Origin of the sequence: Rhodococcus sp. NPDC060176 (assembly GCF_042728675.1) — a bacterium.
In the GTDB taxonomy this organism is placed as follows: domain Bacteria; phylum Actinomycetota; class Actinomycetes; order Mycobacteriales; family Mycobacteriaceae; genus Rhodococcus_F.
The window spans coordinates 122,644-143,300 of record NZ_JBHWYS010000002.1 but is presented as its reverse complement, the minus strand read 5'-3'; the positions used below and the strand labels follow the sequence as shown (position 1 = coordinate 143,300).

The window sequence follows — 20,657 nt, the reverse complement described above, 5'->3', positions numbered from 1 at the left end:
CGGTCGTCGACTAGCGTCGTGTGCGTGACCGTCACCCGAGATGTCGATGCAGATTTCCTCGCCCTCCCGCTGCGAGTCGTCGCCGACGCGGCGCTGTCGGCAGCAAGAACCGCCGGAGCCCAGCACGCCGACGTTCGTGTCCACCGCGTGCTCACGCAGTCGATCCGCTTGCGCGACGGCGTAGTTCAGGCCGTGTCCGACGGAGACGAGATCGGGGTCGCCGTCCGTGTGATCGTCGACGGCACCTGGGGATTCGCCTCCCACGCCGAGGTGTCCCCTGACGTCGCGGCTGCGCTGGCGCGCCAAGCCGTCGAGGTTGCGAAGGCATTGCGCTCGCTCAATCGTGATCCGGTCACCCTCGCCGACGAGCCCGTATACGCCGACGCGACGTGGGTGTCGCCGTACCTCGAAGATCCTTTCGCGACACCGACGTCCGACAAGGTAGGCCTGCTGGTCGACTATTCCGGGCGGCTTCAAGCCGCTGACGGCGTGGATCACGTCACGGCGAGCGTCCTCCAGGTCAAGGAACAGACCTTCTACGCGGATCTGACCGGTTCGTCGATCACCCAGCAACGGGTGCGTCTGCACCCCGAGTTCGAAGCCACAGCCGTCGACAAGTCGGCCGGCAGCTTCGAATCGATGCGTACCTTGGCTCCGCCGGTAGGGCGCGGATGGGAGTATCTCGGGGCGGAGAGCACGTGGAACTGGGGCGATGAGCTCGCCCGGATCCCGGAGTGGCTGGCCGAGAAGACCAAGGCACCGACCGTCGAAGCGGGTCCGACCGACCTCGTGATCGATCCGACCAATCTGTGGCTCACGATCCACGAATCCATCGGACATGCCACCGAATACGACCGGGCGATCGGCTACGAAGCGGCCTACGCCGGTACGTCGTTCGCGACGCCGGACAAGCTGGGAACGCTGAAATACGGAACGCCACTCATGCACGTGACCGCCGATCGTAACGTAGAGCACGGCCTGGCCAGCGTCGGATTCGACGACGACGGCGTCGCCGCTCAGCGGTGGGATCTGGTCGCCGACGGAACACTGGTCGGGTATCAACTCGATCGCGTGTTCGCACCGAGGCTGGGACTGACGCGTTCCAACGGATGCTCGTACGCAGACTCCGCACATCACGTTCCCATCCAGCGTATGGCCAACGTCTCGCTCTCCCCCGACCCTCACACGGACACCTCGACCGAAGACCTGATCTCACGAGTCGAGAACGGCATCTACGTCGTCGGTGACAAGTCCTGGTCGATCGACATGCAGCGCTACAACTTCCAGTTCACCGGTCAGCGGTTCTTCAAGATCCGTGACGGAAAGCTCGACGGTCAGGTGCGTGACGTGGCGTATCAGGCGACGACAACAGATTTCTGGGGCTCGATGGAAGCCGTCGGCGGAGAGTCGACCTGGCAACTGCAAGGCGCATTCAACTGCGGCAAGGCGCAACCCGGTCAGGTTGCGGCGGTCAGCCACGGCTGCCCGTCCGCTCTGTTCCGCGGAGTCAACATCCTCAATACCCGTTCGGAGGCTCAGCAGTGATCGATCCGCAGCAGGTCGTCGAGCGTGCACTGGCCGCGAGGACGGTAGACGAATCGTTGGTGATCGTGACCGACGCCAGTGAAGCGTCGCTGCGGTGGGCCAACAATTCGATGACCACCAACGGAGTCTCACTGTCCCGGACGTGGACTGTGATCTCGATCGTGCGCGAAGGTGACATCGCGAAGGTGGGCACTGTCAGTTCCAGCAGTGTCGATCCGGAGCAGATTTCCGCGCTCGTGCAGGCAAGCGAAGAAGCTGCTCGCACAGCCACTCCCGCTGACGACGCATCCGACTTGATCACCCAATCGGCGGCGGAAACCGACTGGGACCTGCCGCCCGCCTTGACCGACATCGGTGTCTTTGCTCAGTTGGCTGCCGACCTGTCGAAGGCCTTCGACGGCAGTAACCAGTTGTTCGGCTTCGCCCACCACCAGTTGCACACCACCTGGCTCGGAACCTCGACAGGCGTGCGACGCAGAACGGCTCAGGCCACCGGCTCAGTCGAAATCAACGGCAAGCGCGGCGACGCGAGTGCCTGGGTCGGATCCGGAACGGTCGATTTCAGCGACATTTCAATACCGAAGCTCTTGTCACAGTTGACCACTCGACTCGACTGGGCGGGCAATTCCGTCAGCCTGCCCGCCGGCCGCTACGAGACGATTCTTCCGCCATCTGCTGTGGCGGACCTGATGATCTATCTGATGTGGACCATGGAGGGTCGCGGCGCAGAAGAGGGGCACACCGCACTTTCCTCCACCGGCGGCACCCGGATCGGCGAGAAACTTGGTGCCTTGCCACTCACGCTGACCTCCGACCCCGAGGCCGAGGGCTTGCAGTCCGCGCCGTTCGTGATCACGACGTCGTCGAGCGAATCCGTCTCACTGTTCGACAACGGCATGGAGATCGAACCCGTCGACTGGGTCCGAGACGGGGTTGTCAATGCGCTGGCATACCCGCGCCACGCTGCCCGCGAATTCGGTCGACCCGTCGCAGTCCCCGGCGACAACCTCATCCTGACCGGTGGTGACGACACCTCGATCGAGGACATGATCGCAGGTACCGAGAAGGGACTGCTGCTCACGACCCTCTGGTACATCCGCGAGGTGGATCCCACGACGCTGCTGTTGACCGGACTCACGCGTGACGGTGTGTATTTGATCGAGGACGGCAAGATCGTCGGCGCCGTCAACAACTTCCGTTTCAACGAGAGCCCTCTCGATCTCCTGCGGCGGGTCACGGAGGCGGGCCGAACCGAGATCACGCTCCCCCGCGAGTGGAAAGACTGGTTCACTCGAACGGCGATGCCGCCGATGCGCATTCCCGATTTCCATATGTCCTCGGTCAGTCAGGCGCAGTGATGGCGAAGGTCGTGATCGCCGGCGGCACCGGCGCTCTCGGCCGCCGGATCTGCGACGATCTCGCCGGCCGCGGGTACGACGTCGTGGTCCTGACTCGGTCACCGAAACTCGGCAGGCACAGGCAGGTTCAGTGGGACGGCGTCACGGTGGGCGACTGGGCAGGAGAACTCGACGGCGCCGCGGTGATCAATCTGGCCGGCGAGTTGGTCGATCGCCGACCCACACCGGCAAACATTGCACTACTCACCAGTTCCCGAGTCGATCCGACCCGTGCGCTGGTCGAAGCGTCGAAACTACTGGCGAGCCCTGTTCCGGTCTGGATCCAGGCGAGCACGCTCGCGATCTACGGCGACGCGGGTGAGTCCCGGCTGGACGAGGATTCTCCCCTCGCTGACGGACCGCCTCAGATGACCGACGTCGCCAAGGACTGGGAGGCAGCGGTCGAGGGCGCCAACACGTCACGAGTAGTGATCCTGCGGACCAGCGTCGTGTTGAAGAAGGGCACACCGGCGCTCGAGCGACTGCTGTTGCTCGTGCGTTTCGGTCTGGGCGGACGCGTTGCCTCGGGCAGGCAGTGGACGAGTTGGATTCACATCGAGGACTGGCTGTCGATCGTGCGCTGGGCCCTCGAACCCGATTCGGTCGCCTCGGGTGTGGTCATCGCGACTGCCCCGGATCCTGTCCGAAATTCAGAACTGATGGCCGGGCTGCGCAAGCACCTTCACCGGCCACCTGCCCCGCCGACACCCGCTTTCATGGTCCGACTCGGCGCGTTCCTGCTGCGCAGCGACGCGGCCCTTGGCCTGACCGGTCGACATGCCGTGTCGAAAGTATTGACGGACAACGGCTTCCCATTCGCCTATCCGCAGTTCGACACAGCCTTGGATGATCTGCTCGGCAAGTGACGCGCGGTCAGGCCGAAGTGATGGCAAGGCCGATCGTTCCGGTCTTGCCGCGGCGAAGGAGACTGCCCTTCATGGTGATCCAGCCGAGGATTCCGTACCGACGTGCTATCGCGTCGCGAGCATGATCGGTGCCCGGTCCGTCGAGGATCTCGGCGACGGCGGCAACCGGTTCGCCCTTGGGATTTCCCCGAGCATCGCACGCAGCGACGGTGACCGACGGGTTTCGCCTGATGCGCTTGACCTTGTAGGAATCGGTGACTGTCCACATCAGGAGCTTGTCGCCGTCCGGCGCGGCCCAGAGCGGAGTCGCCACCGGCGTTCCGTCCTTGCGGAAGGTCGTGAGTAGGACGTACTTGGCCTCGGAGACACGCTTGAAGTCGGGGTTCACTCCTCGAGGATAGGTGCGAGCACCTCCCGCTGAACACCGACAGGCTTCCGCGACTATCTGGCGACTACTCATCCACGACTGAACTTTGCCTACTATGCACGTTTTATCCGGTTTCAATAGGCATTTGACACACCGTTTCGTCCCCGAACTCCATCTCGAGTTATTCTGAGGCAAACCGTCGAACTGGGGAGTCGAACTTACACATGCAGCGCCGTGACATGCAGCGTCGTGACTTTTTCAAAGCGGCCGGGGTGGGAGTGGCAGTTGCAGCCGCGGCACCGCTCATGTCGACGTCGATCAGCCACGCAGCTCCCGCACCTCTACGGGCGCTACCGATGGGTGCTGATCACTACCGCGCGCTCGTCCCCGAGTTGTTCGTGCCCTCGCCTACTCCGCCGGAGCATTCCGAAGCCATCGTCATCGGCTCCGGATTCGGCGCAAGCGCCACCGCCCTCAGGCTGGCGCAGAGCGGCACCCAGGTCACCATCCTCGAACGCGGACTTCGATGGCCTCACGATCCGCAGCGGGAGATTCACACCTCCGACATGCTGGCCGACGGCCGCGGAGTTTTCCGGCGAACATCGTTCACCAACCTCACCGGACTCCCCGTGGCGTGCGACTACTTCAGCGGCGTCCTCGACGCCACCGACTACGAACACATCTCAGTCTGGCGCGGCGCTGCAGTCGGCGGCGGGTCCATCGTCTTCACCGGCGTGATGATCGCCCCCGAGCGCCGATTCTTCGACGCGGTCTTCCGCAACTCCCTCGACTACGACGAGATGACGTCCACCTGGTACCCCAAAGTGCGCCAGATGCTGCGTCTGAGCCCGTTGCCCGAAGACATCTACCTAACCCCGAACTTCGGGCACTCGCGTCGCTGGGATGAGGATGCTCGTCGTGCGGGCTTCGATCCGCAGCGGATCGACGGGATCTGGAACTGGGACGTGGTGCGCTCAGAACTCTACGGCCGAACCCGAGCCTCGGCCACTGTCGGTGACAGCAACATGGGTAACTCCAACGGCGCGAAGTTCGACCTCACGCAGAACTACATTCCCGCCGCCGAAGCCACCGGACGAGCCATCGTCTGCTACGGACATCAGGTGCTCGCAATCAGTCGCGAACGCGATGGACGTTACGTCGTCGACGTCGAATCGACGGATCCGACGGGCGGCGTTCTGGCGCGCAAGACTCTCACCTGTGATCGGTTGTTCCTCGGCGCCGGCTCCATCGGCACGTCCGAACTGTTGGTGCGCGCCCAGGCGACCGGCGCGCTGCCGAACCTCAACGAACACGTCGGCAAAGGCTGGGGTACCAACGGCGACGCCGGAATGGTGCGCTCGTTCGGCTTCAGTGACGGCATCGCGCAGGCCGCGCCGTCGGCGTCGCGCATCGTCGACGAGTCGGGAATGCCACTCTCCCTCGAGAATTGGTACGTCCCCGGCTTGCCCGTGAACATCGGCATGCTCGGAACCTTGGGTATGACTCTCGACTCGCAGCGCGCCGACTTCGCCTACGACGGCGGCAACGATCGGGTGGTGTTGAACTGGCCGAAGAACGGCAACGACGCCACCGTCGAGGCCCTGCGCGCCGTTCAAAACAAGATGGCGTTCGCCGGGACCACGCTGCCGTCCGCGTTGCCGTTCGCGAAGGACGTCAATTCCTCGTTCACCGCACATCCCCTCGGCGGTGCGGTTCTGGGCAAGGCCACTGACGGCTACGGGCGAGTCAAGGGCTACGACGGTCTGTACGTGATGGATGGCGCCGCCATTCCGGGAAGTACCGGCACTGTCAATCCGTCACTGACCATTACGGCTCTGGCCGAGCGGAACGTCGCTCGGATCATCAAGTCCGGACGCTGAGACACTTCAGCGCCCGGACCCGCCGGTGATCTTCGAGATCTACTCCCCCTCGAGTTCGCCTTCGGTTTCGAGGTACACCTGACGCAAGCCGTCGAGTGTCTTCTGCTCGGGGTGCTCCCACATGTTGCGCTCGGCGGCTTCGAGGAGTCGCTCGGCGATTCCGTGCAGGGCCCACGGGTTCGACTGGGTCATGAACTTCTGGTTCTGCTCGTCCAGAACGTAGGTCTCGGCGAGCTTCTCGTACATCCAGTCCGCAACCACGTTGGTGGTGGCGTCGTAACCGAAGAGGTAGTCGACCGTGGCCGCCATCTCGAATGCGCCCTTGTACCCGTGACGGCGCATGGCGTCGAGCCAGCGGGGATTGACGACACGCGCCCGGAAGACGCGGGCGGTCTCTTCCGAAAGTGTGCGTGTGCGAACCGATTCCGGCCGGGTGCTGTCCCCGATGTACGCCTCGGGTGACTTTCCGGTCAGCGCGCGCACGGTGGCAACCATGCCGCCGTGGTACTGGAAGTAGTCGTCCGAATCGGCGATGTCGTGTTCACGCGTGTCGGTGTTCTTGGCCGCCACGTTGATTCGACGGTATGCGCTACGCATGTCGTCGGCGGCCGGGATTCCGTCGAGCCCACGGCCGTACGCGAAGCCGCCCCAGTTGGTGTACACCTCGGCGAGGTCGTCGTCACCGCGCCAGGTCTTGGAGTCGATGAGTTGCAGCAGGCCGGCGCCGTAGGTTCCGGGCTTCGAACCGAAGATACGGGTGGTCGCACGCCTGGCGTCGCCGTGCTCGGCAAGGTCGGCCTGCGCGTGAGCGCGCACGTAGTTCTGCTCGTCCGTCTCGTCCAGCGCCGCCACCAACTGAACGGCGTCGTCGAGCAATGCGAGCACATGCGGGAACGCATCACGGAAGAATCCGGAGATGCGGACGGTGACGTCGATGCGCGGTCGGCCCAGTTCTTCGAGATCGATGACTTCGAGGTTGACCACGCGCCGGCTTGCTTCGTCCCAGACGGGGCGAACACCGAGGAGCGCAAACACTTCGGCGATGTCGTCGCCGGAGGTACGCATGGCGGCGGTGCCCCACACGGACAGACCCACCGAGCGCGGGTACTCGCCGTGATCGGCGAGATAGCGAGCGGCCAGCGACTCGGCCATGGCCTGACCGGTCTCCCACGCCAGACGCGACGGAACTGCCTTGGGGTCGACCGAGTAGAAGTTGCGACCGGTGGGAAGCACGTTGATCAGGCCGCGCAGCGGCGAGCCGCTCGGACCGGCCGCGATGAAACCGCCGTCGAGCGCGTGCAGGACCTGCTTGATCTCGTTGTTCGTCTGCCGCAGACGCGGAACCACTTCGGTGGCGGCGAACTGCAGGATCTTCACGACGGTCTCGTCGTCGCTGAGGTCTTCGGCGGCAGCGGGGTTCCAGTCGGCGTCGTACATGCCGCGAACCAGAGCGTGCGCCTTTTCCTCGATGTCGTCGACACGGTTGCGGGACTCGTCGCCGTCTTCGCTGAGCCCGAGGGCCTCACGCAGACCGGGGACGCTCTGTTCACCGCCCCACATCTGGCGGGCACGCAGCATCGCGAGTACCAGTTCGATTTCGGCGTCGCCCTCGGGAGCGCGGCCGAGAATGTGCAGGCCGTCACGGATCTGGACGTCCTTGATCTCGCACAGCCAACCGTCGACGTGCAGGAGCATGTCGTCGAAGACGTCTTCTTCGGGACGCTCCGCGAGGCCGAGGTCGTGGTCCATCTTGGCTGCCCGCATCAGCGTCCAGATCTGCTGGCGAATGGCCGGCAGCTTGGACGGGTCCAGTGCGGAGATGTTGGAGTGCTCGTCGAGCAGTTGCTCGAGACGGGAGATGTCGCCGTAGCTTTCGGCGCGGGCCATCGGTGGGATCAGGTGATCGACGAGCGTCGCGTGGGCACGACGCTTTGCCTGTGTTCCTTCACCCGGGTCGTTGACCAGGAAGGGGTAGATCAGCGGCAGGTCGCCCAGGGCTGCGTCGGTGCCGCAGTTGCTGGACATGCCGAGTGTCTTGCCGGGCAACCATTCGAGGTTGCCGTGCTTGCCGAGGTGCACAACGGCGTCGGCACCGAATCCACCAGCATCAGGCGTCGCCGCGATCCAGCGGTAGGCCGCGAGGTAGTGGTGGCTCGGCGGCAGATCCGGGTCGTGGTAGATCGCGACGGGCTTTTCACCGAATCCCCGCGGCGGCTGGACCATGAGGACGATGTTGTTGAATCGCAGTGCCGCGATGACGATTTCGCCGTCGGGATCCTGCGAGCGGTCGACGTACAGCTCTCCGGGCGCTGCGCCCCAGTGCTCTTCGACACCGCTGCGCAGTTCCTCGGGCAGGGTGGCGAACCATTCGCGGTACTTCGCTGCCGAGATGCGGATCGGATTGCCCTCGAGCTGCTCGGCAGTGAGCCAGTCGGGATCCTGTCCGCCGGCCGCGATCAGGGCATGGATCAGCGCGTCGCCGTCCTTCGCCGCCAGGCCGGGAACTGCGTCCGGGCCGTCGACCGGACCGAGATCGTAACCGGCAGAACGCATTTCAGTGAGTAGGTCGATTGCGCTCGCCGGAGTATCGAGACCGACGGCGTTGCCGATGCGGGCGTGCTTGGTCGGGTACGCCGAGAGCATCAAAGCAACGCGACGCTCGGTGGTGGGAATGTGGCGCAGCTTGCCGTGACGGACCGCGATCCCGGCGACACGGGCAGCGCGCTCGACGTCGGGGACGTAGGTGGACAGTCCGTCGGAGTCGATTTCCTTGAAGGAGAACGGGACGGTAATGATGCGGCCGTCGAATTCCGGCACCGCGACCTGGGTCGCGACGTCGAGAGGCGACAGTCCGTCGTCGTTCTCGTCCCAGGTGGCGCGGCTACTGGTCAGGCACAGGCCCTGCAGGATGGGGACGTCGAGTGCAGCGAGTGCGGCGACATCCCAGGCTTCGTCGTCGCCACCGGCGGACGCCGTCGCGGGCTTGGTGCCGCCGGCAGCAAGAACTGTCACGACCATGGCGTCGGCGCGGCGGAGAGTGGTCAGAAGTTCGGCTTCTGCGGTTCGCAGTGATGCGCAGTAGATCGGGAGCGCGGTGCCACCGGCCTCGGCGACGGCGTCACACAAAGCCTGGATATACCGGGTGTTACCGGCCAGATGTTGAGCGCGGTAGTACAGAACGGCGATGACGGGACCGGTCGCCGAGTCGAGATCGGGCGCGAAATCCGCGATCCCCCAGGAAGGCAGGTGTGCCGGCGGCTCGAAACCGTGACCGGTGAGCAGGACGGTGTCGGACAGGAAGTGGTGCAGCTGTGCCAGATTCTGCGCGCCACCCTCGGCCAGGTAGTTGTGGGCCTCGGCAGCGACACCGGCGGAAACCGTCGAGCACTCCATGAGGTCGGCGTCCGGCGCGTGCTCGCCGCCGAGCACGACTACGGGGAGTCCGGAGGCGAGGACCATGTCCAAGCCGTCTTCCCAGCTACGACGGCTGCCGAGGATGCGAACGATCACGAGGTCGACGCCGTCGAGCAGAGGCGGCAAGTCTTCCGAGACCAGCAAGCGTGAGGGATTGGCCCAGCGGTAGGAAACTCCGTCGCCGGCTTCCTGGCTGGCGCGGGCGCTCAGCAGATCGGTGTCGGACGTGGAGAGCAGAAGAATCACGGGTGAAGCCTTCCTGGGGTTTCGCGCCCCGTGGCACAGATCTGTCATCGACGGCGGTTGAGGGTCTGACTCGTGTTTCCGAGCGGAAACATATCCCGTTCGAAAGAACACTCACAGTGGCGCGACCGCACCGGACTTTCACCGGTTTCCTCAACTGCCGTCACTGGTGGTGGTGATGCTACCGGTCCGCAGAAGGCACTCATGACAGGTCGTACCCTGGAGCCATGCCCACGGACCGTTCACAGCCAGACGCGTGCCCGGGTGCACTGCAAGTTCACCACGCCGCCGACGGCGCACTGGCACGCGTGCGCCTCCCCGGTGGTCTCCTCAACCCGGCCCATTTGCAGACGCTTGCAGACGCGGCGCGCGATCTGGGTAACGGGCAGATGGAACTCACCTCGAGAGGCAACGTTCAGTTGCGCTCGGTCTCGGATCCCGAAGCCTTCGCGGCGCGCATCGCGTCGGCCGGTCTCCTGCCGTCCGCGACGCACGAGCGAGTACGCAACATTCTCGCGTCCCCACTGTCCGGCCGTATCGGGGGCGTCGCCGACATTCGTGAACTGGTCCACCGTCTCGATTCGGCCATCCAGGCGGATCAGGCATTGGCGGATCTGCCGGGGCGAACGCTGTTCACTCTTGACGACGGGCGTGGAGACATCACCGGACTGCGGGGCGATTTCGGACTCCATGCGCACAGCGCCACCGAGCATTCCCTGGTGCTCGCCGGTCACCACACCACTCACCGCGTACATGCAGACGACGCCGTCGAATTGCTCCTCGAGGCAGCTCGATCGTTCCTCGACCTCCGCGACAAGCACTGGCGCCTGGCCGAGGTTCCGGACGGAATCGAACGCACCCTCGAGCAGCTGGGTCTGAGCGCCGAGTCCACCGTTGCGGCGGACCTCACGCCGGATGCACGGCCCACTATCGGCTGGCTCGAGCAGCGCGACGGGACCGTAGCTCTGGGCGGCGGCCTGCGATTCGGGCTGCTCGACGCTCGGCTGGCCGAGTTCCTCGCCGCCGTCGACAAGCCCGTCGTCGTGACGCCGTGGCGATCGGTGCATATCTTCGACCTCGACGAATGGGCAGCCGAGCAGGTAGTCCGGGTGCTGGCACCCATGGGGTTGATCTTTGACGAGAACTCACCGTGGCTCGACGTCACCGCGTGCACCGGAAGTCCGGGATGCGAGAAGTCACTCGCCGACGTGCGCACCGACGCGATCACCGCCGTCGAGCAAGCAGAGCTACCCGTCGTCGGACGGCAGCACTGGGCCGGGTGCGAGCGCAGTTGCGGACGTCCCCGCGGGGACGTAGCGGATGTGGTTGCGACGGGTGACGGTTACCGGGTGAATCCGGCCAATCGGTGATGCCTCTATCGTGTGGCACATGATCGAGTACATCCGTGACGGCGCGGAAATCTATCGCCAGTCCTTTGCCACCATTCGGGCCGAAGCCGACCTGAGCCGTTTCCCGGCGGATGTCTCGCAAGCTGTAGTTCGCATGATTCACGCCAGTGGCCAGGTCGATCTCGTCGACGACGTCGCCTTCACGCCCGGAGTCGTCTCTGCCGCGCGTGCCGCTCTGCGGGACGGCGCACCGATCTTCTGCGACGCCCAGATGGTGGCGGCCGGCATCACGCGCAAGCGTCTGCCCGCCGGCAACGACGTCATCTGCACCCTCGGCGATCCTCGGGTTCCCGTGCTTGCATCGACCATCGACAACACTCGCTCGGCCGCTGCCCTCGAACTGTGGGGAGCCAAGCTCGAGGGCGCTGTTGTCGCGATCGGAAACGCACCCACCGCACTGTTCCATCTCCTGAATCTCATCGAAGCCGGAGCGCCCCGTCCCGCCGCGATCGTCGGAGGTCCGGTCGGCTTCATCGGCGCTGCCGAGTCGAAGGAAGCTCTCATCGAACACGGCAGCGGAATCGATCATCTCGTGCTCCGCGGCCGACGCGGCGGCAGCGCGATCACCGCGGCGGTCGTCAATGCGATTGCGAGCGAAGTCGAATGAGCGCAGGCAAGCTCTGGGGTGTCGGTATAGGCCCCGGCGATCCCGAATTGGTGACTGTCAAGGCCGCACGCGTCATCGGCGAGGCAGACGTGGTCGCGTTCCACTCCGCGCGGCACGGCAAGAGCATTTCCCGCGGCGTTGCAGCGCCGTACATGCGCGAAGGGCAGATCGAAGAACACCTCGTCTACCCCGTCACCACCGAGACCGTTGATCATCCCGGCGGATATCAGGGCGCGATGGACGAGTTCTACGAAGCGGCTGCCGAGCGGTTGGCAGTTCACCTCGAAGCCGGTCGAACCGTCGCATTGCTCGCTGCCGGTGATCCGCTCTTCTACAGCTCCTACATGCACATGCACAAGAGGCTGGCCGATCGCTTCGACGCCGAGGTGATTCCCGGTGTCACCTCCGTCAGCGCGGCATCTGCTGCACTCGGAAAGCCGCTGGTCGAGGGTGAAGAGATCCTCACGATCCTGCCCGGAACGTTGCCGCAGGCCGAGCTGACCAGGCGGCTCAAGGAAACCGACGCCGCGGCCATCCTCAAGCTCGGACGTACCTTCCCACCGGTCCTACAATCGCTCGAGGATTCCGGCCGCCTCGGCGAGGCCCACTACGTCGAGCGCGCGAGCACCACACGTCAACGCGTCGAATCCGCTGCCGAGGTCGACCCGGACGGAGTTCCGTACTTCTCGATCGCCATCGTTCCGAGCCCGTCGAACAACCCTCGACCTGCGACCGAGTCTCGCGGCGAGGTGGTCGTGGTCGGACTCGGGCCGGGCAATACCGCCTGGACCACACCTGAAGTGGCGCATGAGCTTTCGTTGGCCACCGACCTCGTCGGCTACGGCCCTTACGTCGATCGCGTGCCGACGCGTCCGGGCCAGCGTCGCCATTCCAGCGACAACCGCGTCGAAGCGGAACGCGCCGCGATGGCGCTGGACCTCGCGAAAAACGGCGCCCGGGTAGCTGTCGTCTCGTCGGGGGATCCCGGTGTATTCGCCATGGCTGCAGCAGTTCTCGAAGTTGCCGCCGAAGACCAGTGGCGCGGCGTTCCGGTCCGTATCCTTCCCGGCATGACGGCGGCAAACGCTGTCGCCAGTCGGGTAGGCGCACCCCTCGGGCACGACTATGCGGTGCTCTCCCTGTCCGATCGCCTCAAGCCGTGGGATGTCGTCGCACGTCGGATCTCGGCAGTTGCAGCCGCGGACATGGCATTTGCGGTCTACAACCCGGCATCGAAGTCCCGGACCTGGCAGGTCCAAGCCATGAAGGACCTCGTACTCGAGCACCGCTCCCCCGAGACTCCCGTCGTCATCGGGCGCGATGTTGCAGGCGCCGAGGAATCCGTTCGGGTCGTTACCCTCGGCGAGCTCGAGCCTTCCGAGATCGACATGCGGACTCTGCTGATCGTCGGCTCCTCGATGACGACGGTCGTCGAAACCGGTTCGGGCCGTCAGGTGTTCACCCCGCGGCGCTACCCGGAGTGAGCATCGCACAGCGATAGCATGGCCTCATGCCCGTCAACCGGACCCGGAAAGCCAGATACGCGCGCAAACGCAAACGCCGAATGGATCTGGTGGAGCACGACCTGTCCGTCGAGCAGTGGTCCGCGCTCAAAGCGGCCTGGGGTGGCTGCGCGTACTGCGGCGAGCCGGACGAGTCGCCGCAACGTGACTGCGTGCTGGCGATCTCCCGCGGTGGGCGCTACACACTCGACAACATCGCACCGGCTTGCCGCTCGTGCAATGCGAGCAAATGCAACAGCGAGGTCACTCTCTGGTTGCGGCGCAAGGGTTATGACGAGAAGGCCTTCCTCCTGCGCCACGCGGAGATAGGTATGGAGATGAGGGCGCAGTTCTCGGAGCAGTCGTGACGGTCCCGCACGAGTTGCGCCTGATACTCGACGAGTTGATGGAGTTCGAACCTCTGTTTCACCGGACGCGAGTAGCCATGTCACGAGACGAGTTCGATGCAGTCGTCGACCCGGAGTTCCGGGAGATCGGAGCCTCGGGTGCGCGATACACCCGCGATTACGTGCAATCGGTAGTCGAGACCCGGCGACTCCGCGGCGAAGTGAACGACGCGGCCGAACTCGTATGGAAGGTCGACCGACCTGCGCTGGACCGAATCGCTCCGGACCTGTATCTGGTGACGTATCGGCTGGCGCAGGCGGATCGGGTTACCGAGCGATCATCCATCTGGCGGTTCACCGAGAATCGGTGGACCGTGATGTTTCATCAAGGCACAGTCGTCGAAAGTGGTCTTGAAGCGTGAACGAAACGACCCACAACCCCACCATTCCGCTTTGGGTGGACATCACCTTCACCGTCTTCGTTCTTGCCTGGATCTTCCTCACGATTAGCGCGCTCGTGGCGATCGTGCGCACCGACTTCGACCGTTCGGGCGGCAAATTCTGGTGGTGCGCGCTGGTGATCGCGGTACCCGTACTCGGAGCGCTCGTCTGGTTGCTGTTCGGACGACCCCCGCGTGACTCCAGGTCCCGAACCTGACCTGCACCGACGACGCGGCAGTAGTCTGAGTACGGTCCGGTGCTGTCACTCTGCGCGTATCAGGGGAGAACAACGAGATGAGACCACTTCGATACTCGATCAACGTCACCCTCGACGGCTGCTGCCATCACGACGCCGGGCTCCCACCCGACGAGGAGTCGATGCGCTACTGGACCGCTCAGATGAAACGAGCCGACGCTCTGCTTTTCGGCCGGGTGACCTACGAGATGATGGAGTCGGCGTGGCGGAAGCCGGCAACGGGCACATGGCCTGACTGGATGGACGAGTGGGAGGTCCCGTTCGCCGATGCCATGGACCGGGCGAAGAAGTACGTCGTGTCGAACACGCTGAGCGGGGTCGATTGGAATGCTGAGCTCGTGCAAGGCGACTTGGGGCCAGCGATTCAACGGCTCAAGGAGCAGCCCGGCGAAGGCCTGTGGGTTGGTGGCGTGACACTCCCCCTGGCGCTGGCAGACCTGGGACTGATCGACGAGTACGAGTTCATTGTTCAACCGGTCCTCGCCGGACACGGACCGACGTTGCTCGCCGGTCTGCGCGAGCGCATCCAGCTCGAGCTCGTCGATCGCCACGAATTCCGGTCGGGCGCAGTCGCCATGCGATACCAGCCAACGCAGGTATCGACTCGAGTACTCAAGTAGCTGCGCCCATTCAAACAATCTCGGTAACACTGGCGCTTACCTCCGCATGCCGCTCAACCTTTGTGCTGCCCACGAGCGGGGTATGGCGAGGATGCGACACGTATGGCAGCGCCGAGATCGAGTCAGCACCGGCTTGTTCGGTGTTCGGTATTGACCGAACACCGAACAAGCTGAGACGATACACACGTGAACAACGAAGCTTCCGCCGTTGAGGCTTTCGTGATCGACGCCTTCGCAGAATTGGGCATCGACGCCCAATCACCCATCGGCGAACCCGACACCGGCATCGACCTGGTTCTTGACCCAGGCGGCCTTGCCGTCCCGATCCAGATGAAGTATCGCTCCCTGGTCACCGACCAGGTTGCCGAACGTCTACTCACCGAAAACCAGTCCCCGGAGACGACATTGTTCGTCGTATCCGACCGACTCACCGATACCGCGCGCAGGATCCTTATCCAGCGACGCTGCGGCTACCTCGACCTCCGCGGACGCCTCGCCCTACGCACAGGCAGCGTGGTCATCGACGCCGAAGTCAAAGCGCTCCAGAAACGACTTGAACGGTCAGAAGCACTCAGTGGCAAGGCAGGCCTCGAGGTCGCAGCTTCAGTACTCATGCGTCCCGAGCGAACTATCGCGGTGCGTGAGCTCGCGCGGGAGTTGGGCCGTTCCCCCAGCACGGTCTCGGAGATACTCGCTGCCCTGCGCCGCGACAGTTTCGTCGATGCGAAGAACATGCCGACGAGCACTGACCTGTTCTGGCAGGTCGCCGAGCGCTGGCCGACACCACGCGTTCATCTGGCCGCGCTCCCGTCCCGAGGCGATGCAACTCTGGTGCGACCGCTGCGGCTCAATCTCGACACTATCGAGAACGAACCGGGTTGGGCTTTAACCGACTCCGCTGCTGCCGCTATGTACGGCGCGCCTTTGGCATTCCGCTCAGACCAAACCCTCGACTTCTTCGTCCCCGACTCCTCGATCGTCCGGCGCGCTGCTACCCTGCTGGGAACTGCAGCCTCTGCTATGCAGGCGAAGGCCACCTTGCGGGTCGCGCCTGTACCCGCGGTCGTAAACCACCGCGTCGATTTCGACGCCAACCCGCTCGAATGGCCCCTCACACATCCGTTGTTCGTCGCACTCGATCTCGCCCAAGACGCCGGACGCGGCCGGGAGATATTGGACGCATGGACACCCGACGACCGGTGGACCCGTGTCTGGTAGCCGAGTTACGTTTGCCGGTGATGCGATGGCCGCCGTAGTTCAGGGTGTCGTCGAGGTCCGCGCACTGCTCGGCGGGCCACCAGTCATCGTCGGCGGACTCGCCGTATTGTCGCGGTTGTCGAATCCATACCGAGCAACGGTCGATCTGGATCTTGTGGATCGACTTCTCGGCGACATCCCCCAACTTGAAGTCCTGCGTGCTGCCGACGGCGCCCAGCCTGTCGAGCCGGCAGCCGTTCTACTCCCCACGCCATACGGGTCAGTGAAAGTAGACGTGCTCGAAGTCCGTCAGATCGAGATCGACCACCCCAGCGACGATCCTGGTGATCGTCTCCATGCTTCAGCGCACGCGTGGGCCAACGACGGCGCCAAGTGACATGACCATCGCGGTGATCCGGGCCCACAGCAATATCGTCGAGGTCACCACGCCAGTTGCCGAGCCAGGCCCACTGATCGCGATGAAACTTCAGGCGGTGATGAATCGTTCCGGAGACAAGCACGGCACTGATCTTCTCGACATCGTGCACCTCGCGCTGGACGCAGCCACCCGGCCCGCCGCGATGGCGCAAATCAGCTCCGTCGACACTTCCATTGCCCGCGACATCGCCCTTCACGTCGATCTGTGGTTCAAGGAGAGGCGAGAGCAATCGCTCCAGCGGATCCGAGCAGCGGGCGACCGAGATATCGCCGCCGACGACCTCGATCTGGTCGCCGAATTGCTAACTGATGCAACAGATCATCGACGCTGACGGCGATCGTAGTCTACTCACCGAGTGCGGTGTTCTCCCGGTTGGTCAGCGTCTAATGGGTCCGGGCGGCCACGGCGGGTTAGTCGAGATAGTATCGGCGTCCGGCGGCGCCGGACGCCGATACGTGTTCACGTCAGCTCACTCAGCTCACGGCGCTCCTGCCGAGGTGGCGGGCGAAGAACCGAGCCGAACTGTCGCGCTCGTAGTCGGGCACCGGATAGTGCCTGCCCGAGTAGGCGTGCAGAGTCTTCTCCTTCGAGCCGAAGGCATCGAACAACGCCACCCCTGACGTGCGGTCGTAATCCTTGTCGTCCCAAGGGATCCGGTACTCGACCGGGACCGTGAGCTTTCGTGCCGCTTCGATGAGGGAGTCGTCCACAAAAACTCCCCCGAAGCTCACGGCAGCGATCCTGGATTCGACCGGGGCCAACATCAGCCCGGTCACGACCCCTAGCGACACGCCGCCAAAGCCGATCGGAGCGTCGGCGTCGACGTCGGGCAGCGTTTGCAGTGCGTCGATGGTCGCCTGCCATTCCGGCACTGCACGCTCCGCCAGCGACCGGTTGTACTCGACGACGATCGGGGCGATCGGCTCGCGGGCCGCCCGTGCCTGGTGGATCGCCTCGACCCACTGTTCGTCCTGCGTGTCCCGCGGTCGGTCGCCATGTCCGGGCGCGTCGATCGCGGAGACCGTAAACCCGTGCGAGCTCACGCTGTGGAGTGCACTCGCGACCAGTCCCGGCGCCTTCTTGTGCATGCCGCCGGAGTGCCCGGACAGCAGTAGAGGTGATCCGACGGATTCAGATGCGGGTGACCATAGGACACCGGTGATGTCGTCCAGAACGAAATGGCGTTCGACGACACCGTTCGACGTTGTCTCGGAAGTGAATTCGATGGTCTGAGAATTGGATTGCATGGTGTTACCTTTCGGGATTGCCTACTCGAGGCGCTCCCGGCGACACCTACGTCAATCGCCGATCCGTGAACAGGAGTGGGAGCACCCACATGGTTACTGCGTTCATGGGTCTCACCTCCTGGCGTGTTGTCACGGTCTCGCACAAGCTATCAACCCGAACCGAAGCCCGTCCAATCATTTTCCAGCCCACCGATCCGACAGACGGCTCAACCACTTCTACGATCATGTGTAGTAGATTCCGAATGGCAACCAACCGGTCGTTATGGGGAGTTAAATGTCGGTCGATCCAGTTCTTGCGCAGTACAGCGATTACGCCTTCGCGTCGTCTTTCGCGATTTACGTTCTCGCCCTGTTTTTTTCCATCGTCGACTTCTCCAGCGCACCCCTCTCGGCCACAGTGCGACCGGCACTCGCACGTGTGGGAAGTGCATCAAATCCGGCGGTGCCCGGCCGGATTGCTATGCCGCCGAATCGAACTCGCGCCCATCGCGCGGGTCGCGCTGCCGTATCGCTCACCGTCGTCGCCCTGGTCCTCAACGTCACCGCGCTCGCACTTCGCGGCATCTCGACACACCGATGGCCTCTCGGAAACCTCTACGAGTACGCGCTTTTCCTCAGCGCGGCATTGGTGGCGTGCTGGCTGGTTATTCTGGGGCGGTACCAGATTCGTTCATTGACCATCTTCGTTCTGTCACCCACCGTGGTGCTTCTGTTTGTCGCCGCCGCAGTCATGTATGCCGAGGCAGCGCCGGTCGTACCCGCTCTTCGTTCGTACTGGATCGGCGTACACGTCACGATCATCGTCGCCGCCTCCGGCATCCTTACGTTCGCAAGTGCGGTCAGCGCACTTTTCATGATTGCCGAGGTAGGTCCGCAGTCAAAGAATCCCGCGTTGCGTTGGATTGCGGCCAGGCTGCCGTCATCCGAATTGCTTGACCGCGTGGCCTACCGAACAACGATCGTCGGGTTCCCGCTGTTCAGCATCGGGGTAATCTGCGGGGCAATCTGGGCGGAAGCCGCGTGGGGACGTTTCTGGGGCTGGGACCCCAAGGAGACGGTCTCGTTCATCTCCTGGGTTCTCTATGCCGCGTACCTCCATGCGCGTGCTACGGCCGGGTTCAAGAACATGCGTGCGGCATGGATAAATGTTGCTGCGCTCGCAACGATGCTTTTCAACATGTTTGCAATCAACTACGTCGTGTCGGGGTTACATTCGTACGCTGGATTGAATTGACACCGACAACGGGTCAGACCCGCGATCGGTCGACGCTCTCGCGGACGGTACGGATGTAGCGGCGCGTGACAAACGCCTGTACTCGACGTCCGATCGGAGCGCCGAGACGCACCCACCACGTTCCGGGCTTGGAGAACGCAACGATCTCGAGACGAACCGCTTGGCTGGCCTCGTCGAACTGGACGACAAACAGTTCTTCGCCGCATTCGGGGTGGCCGGCGCGGGTTCCGTACGCGAATCCCTTGCGATTAGGTTCGTCGACGACGTAGACGATTCGAACTGGGATCGACACCGGACCGAGTCCGAAAGTCGCATCCTGACCCGCCGCCGCGGTCGGGGCTGCCGCCCGGACGGTCAAACCAGCTCCGCGGTGCATTCCCCAATTCGCGACTGTACGAGCGGCAACCTCGAAATCCTCACGTCCGGATCCGACCGTCGCGCTCTCGTGAACGTGGTGATAGCCGGCGGGGAGTACGCCTGACGTTGCGCCCACCTCGAGGTACGTCAGCCCGCCCGGGCCGGACGCCATCATTGCTCGCGTCGATGGCTGAGGATGTTGATCACGTGACCGTCGGGGTCGGCAGCGAAGAACCTGCGCACACCCCACGGCTCCTCGGTGACGGGATAGACGATGGTGTCGCCGCGCTGCACCGCGGCCTCGTACGCCGCATCGAGATCATCCACCTCAACGGAGACGTCCGGCATGACGGGTGCATGAGCGTCGTGCGTCATGACGCTGATCTGCAAGGACGGATCCGTCGGCGAAGCCAACGTCACGATCCACCCGTGATCCATGACAACTTCGAGGCCCAGCACTTCGGTGTAGAAGCGCTGCGCGGCCTCGAGCGAACTACTCGACAGATCCGAAACTATCCGCCTGACGGCCATATCCCGCAGGCTACGCCGCCGCCGGAGTCCACCGCGACTTGACGAGGCGCTCGATGTCACCGGAAAGTTCGTCGCTGACGATTCCCGGAAGCAGGATCTGCCACATCTCGTCGACACGATCCGGAAGATCCGAGCGTCGGGTGAGAACGTTCGAAACCAGCTGAACCCCGGTGAATGCCGAGGGCATGAACCTGCCGAACGATTCTGCGCTGACCGATTTTCGGATTTCACCTTCCGCCTGAGCTCTGGCGGTGAGATCGGTGATTGCCGAGATCCATTCGGCGTACGGTTCCACCGGCCCCTCGTACGTGCTCAGTTCCAGCGTGAGGCGAATGCCCGCGCGAACGATCGGCTCATCAACGATCTGGCGTGCCATTTCGTGCGTCAGCATGATCATCTGTTCCAACGGGTCCTTGCCCGTCGCGGAAATCGCCTGCACCGACTCGATCGAGAGCCGATGCTGTTCGGCAATGATGAATTGCGCGAGCTCGTCCTTCGACGCGAAATGGAAGTACAACGCGCCCTTGGTAGTACCGGCCCCCGAGACTATGTCGGCCATGCTGGTGCTGCCGTAACCAGTCTTCTCGAACTGCGCGGCCGCGCCGGCAACGATTTGCTGCCGAGTCAGCTCGGCGCGTGCTTGCTTGACCACTGAATCCCTCTCGTCCTCCAAAGGCCCCCGCCCAGCAAACCCCACGGTTCGCGCCACACTCCAGCTATACCCAAAAACTTCACAATTGCCCCACATTACCAGCGCT

The 20,657-nt window shown here is 64.0% G+C and carries 21 protein-coding genes and 1 riboswitch; of the genes, 15 read left to right on the top strand and 6 right to left on the bottom strand.

Translation table 11 applies throughout. The features are described from left to right. Positions 1 to 24: 24 nt before the first annotated feature. From ACFWEM_RS09145 to ACFWEM_RS09135, 3 genes are read left to right on the top strand one after another with little or no spacing between them, the layout of a single operon-like run. Positions 25 to 1,545, top strand: coding sequence for a TldD/PmbA family protein (locus ACFWEM_RS09145; RefSeq protein ID WP_378532993.1), 1,521 nt, complete (start codon positions 25 to 27; stop codon positions 1,543 to 1,545). Continuing rightward, a complete protein-coding gene (locus ACFWEM_RS09140; protein WP_378532991.1) occupies positions 1,542 to 2,903 on the top strand; it encodes a metallopeptidase TldD-related protein in 1,362 nt (453 codons plus the stop codon). The genes ACFWEM_RS09145 and ACFWEM_RS09140 overlap by 4 nt, the downstream gene beginning before the upstream one ends. Continuing rightward, on the top strand, positions 2,903 to 3,808 hold the full coding sequence (locus ACFWEM_RS09135; protein WP_378532988.1) for a TIGR01777 family oxidoreductase: 906 nt from the start codon (positions 2,903 to 2,905) through the stop codon (positions 3,806 to 3,808). Before ACFWEM_RS09140 ends, ACFWEM_RS09135 begins: the two co-directional genes overlap by 1 nt. A gap of 7 nt (positions 3,809 to 3,815) precedes the next feature. Here the strand turns inward: ACFWEM_RS09135 and ACFWEM_RS09130 are convergent, their stop codons facing one another. Next, entirely contained in the window at positions 3,816 to 4,196 is a 381-nt protein-coding gene (locus tag ACFWEM_RS09130; RefSeq protein ID WP_378446028.1) for a PPOX class F420-dependent oxidoreductase, read from the bottom strand. 203 nt (positions 4,197 to 4,399) lie between these two features. Here ACFWEM_RS09130 and ACFWEM_RS09125 point away from each other — a divergent pair, with 203 nt between their 5' ends. After that, on the top strand, positions 4,400 to 6,055 hold the full coding sequence (locus tag ACFWEM_RS09125) for a GMC oxidoreductase (protein ID WP_378532986.1): 1,656 nt from the start codon (positions 4,400 to 4,402) through the stop codon (positions 6,053 to 6,055). A 39-nt stretch (positions 6,056 to 6,094) separates the two neighbouring features. Here ACFWEM_RS09125 and cobN read toward each other — a convergent pair whose 3' ends face one another. Then, on the bottom strand, positions 6,095 to 9,715 hold the full coding sequence (gene cobN / locus ACFWEM_RS09120) for a cobaltochelatase subunit CobN (protein ID WP_378532984.1): 3,621 nt from the start codon (positions 9,713 to 9,715) through the stop codon (positions 6,095 to 6,097). 63 nt (positions 9,716 to 9,778) lie between these two features. Beyond that, a riboswitch (cobalamin riboswitch) is annotated at positions 9,779 to 9,865 on the bottom strand. Between the two features lie 74 nt (positions 9,866 to 9,939). On the opposite strand from cobN, the gene cobG reads away from it, so the two are divergent. The 10 genes from cobG (at position 9,940) to ACFWEM_RS09070 (ending at position 16,861) form a co-directional block, all read left to right on the top strand. Beyond that, positions 9,940 to 11,082 carry a precorrin-3B synthase gene (gene cobG / locus ACFWEM_RS09115; protein ID WP_378532982.1) on the top strand — a complete coding sequence of 381 codons (1,143 nt, stop codon included), beginning with the start codon at positions 9,940 to 9,942 and terminating at the stop codon, positions 11,080 to 11,082. A 19-nt stretch (positions 11,083 to 11,101) separates the two neighbouring features. Continuing rightward, positions 11,102 to 11,728 (top strand): precorrin-8X methylmutase, encoded by a 627-nt coding sequence (locus ACFWEM_RS09110; RefSeq protein ID WP_378532980.1) that lies wholly within the window; start codon positions 11,102 to 11,104, stop codon positions 11,726 to 11,728. Further along, on the top strand, positions 11,725 to 13,212 hold the full coding sequence (cobJ, locus tag ACFWEM_RS09105; protein ID WP_378532978.1) for a precorrin-3B C(17)-methyltransferase: 1,488 nt from the start codon (positions 11,725 to 11,727) through the stop codon (positions 13,210 to 13,212). The genes ACFWEM_RS09110 and cobJ overlap by 4 nt, the downstream gene beginning before the upstream one ends. 26 nt (positions 13,213 to 13,238) lie before the next feature. Then, the gene (locus tag ACFWEM_RS09100; protein ID WP_378446033.1) at positions 13,239 to 13,598 is read left to right on the top strand and encodes an HNH endonuclease; all 360 of its coding nucleotides are present in this window, start codon (positions 13,239 to 13,241) and stop codon (positions 13,596 to 13,598) included. Next, positions 13,595 to 13,999: a hypothetical protein gene (locus tag ACFWEM_RS09095; protein WP_378532976.1), complete on the top strand. Its 405-nt coding sequence runs from the start codon at positions 13,595 to 13,597 to the stop codon at positions 13,997 to 13,999. The genes ACFWEM_RS09100 and ACFWEM_RS09095 overlap by 4 nt, the downstream gene beginning before the upstream one ends. Further along, positions 13,996 to 14,235 (top strand): PLDc N-terminal domain-containing protein, encoded by a 240-nt coding sequence (locus tag ACFWEM_RS09090; RefSeq protein WP_378532974.1) that lies wholly within the window; start codon positions 13,996 to 13,998, stop codon positions 14,233 to 14,235. Before ACFWEM_RS09095 ends, ACFWEM_RS09090 begins: the two co-directional genes overlap by 4 nt. A gap of 77 nt (positions 14,236 to 14,312) precedes the next feature. Beyond that, on the top strand, positions 14,313 to 14,894 hold the full coding sequence (locus ACFWEM_RS09085; protein WP_378532972.1) for a dihydrofolate reductase family protein: 582 nt from the start codon (positions 14,313 to 14,315) through the stop codon (positions 14,892 to 14,894). Positions 14,895 to 15,080: 186 nt separating this feature from the next. After that, on the top strand, positions 15,081 to 16,112 hold the full coding sequence (locus tag ACFWEM_RS09080; RefSeq protein WP_378532970.1) for a transcriptional regulator: 1,032 nt from the start codon (positions 15,081 to 15,083) through the stop codon (positions 16,110 to 16,112). After that, positions 16,102 to 16,488, top strand: a complete 387-nt coding sequence (locus ACFWEM_RS09075) for a hypothetical protein (RefSeq protein ID WP_378532968.1) — start codon at positions 16,102 to 16,104, stop codon at positions 16,486 to 16,488. The genes ACFWEM_RS09080 and ACFWEM_RS09075 overlap by 11 nt, the downstream gene beginning before the upstream one ends. Position 16,489: 1 nt before the next feature. After that, positions 16,490 to 16,861 (top strand): hypothetical protein, encoded by a 372-nt coding sequence (locus ACFWEM_RS09070; RefSeq protein WP_378532966.1) that lies wholly within the window; start codon positions 16,490 to 16,492, stop codon positions 16,859 to 16,861. A gap of 142 nt (positions 16,862 to 17,003) precedes the next feature. Here the strand turns inward: ACFWEM_RS09070 and ACFWEM_RS09065 are convergent, their stop codons facing one another. Further along, positions 17,004 to 17,777 (bottom strand): alpha/beta hydrolase, encoded by a 774-nt coding sequence (locus tag ACFWEM_RS09065; RefSeq protein WP_378532964.1) that lies wholly within the window; start codon positions 17,775 to 17,777, stop codon positions 17,004 to 17,006. Positions 17,778 to 18,051: 274 nt separating this feature from the next. On the opposite strand from ACFWEM_RS09065, the gene ccsB reads away from it, so the two are divergent. After that, complete coding sequence (gene ccsB / locus ACFWEM_RS09060; RefSeq protein ID WP_378532962.1) at positions 18,052 to 19,011, top strand: c-type cytochrome biogenesis protein CcsB; 960 nt, start codon at positions 18,052 to 18,054, stop codon at positions 19,009 to 19,011. 13 nt (positions 19,012 to 19,024) lie between these two features. Here the strand turns inward: ccsB and ACFWEM_RS09055 are convergent, their stop codons facing one another. The 3 genes from ACFWEM_RS09055 to ACFWEM_RS09045 are packed head-to-tail and all read right to left on the bottom strand — an operon-like array spanning position 19,025 to position 20,551. Continuing rightward, on the bottom strand, positions 19,025 to 19,540 hold the full coding sequence (locus ACFWEM_RS09055) for a DUF1990 family protein (protein ID WP_378534501.1): 516 nt from the start codon (positions 19,538 to 19,540) through the stop codon (positions 19,025 to 19,027). Next, the gene (locus tag ACFWEM_RS09050; RefSeq protein ID WP_378532960.1) at positions 19,540 to 19,899 is read right to left on the bottom strand and encodes a VOC family protein; all 360 of its coding nucleotides are present in this window, start codon (positions 19,897 to 19,899) and stop codon (positions 19,540 to 19,542) included. The genes ACFWEM_RS09055 and ACFWEM_RS09050 overlap by 1 nt, the downstream gene beginning before the upstream one ends. Before the next feature lie 10 nt (positions 19,900 to 19,909). Then, entirely contained in the window at positions 19,910 to 20,551 is a 642-nt protein-coding gene (locus tag ACFWEM_RS09045; RefSeq protein ID WP_019748499.1) for a ScbR family autoregulator-binding transcription factor, read from the bottom strand. Between the last annotated feature and the right edge of the window lie 106 nt (positions 20,552 to 20,657).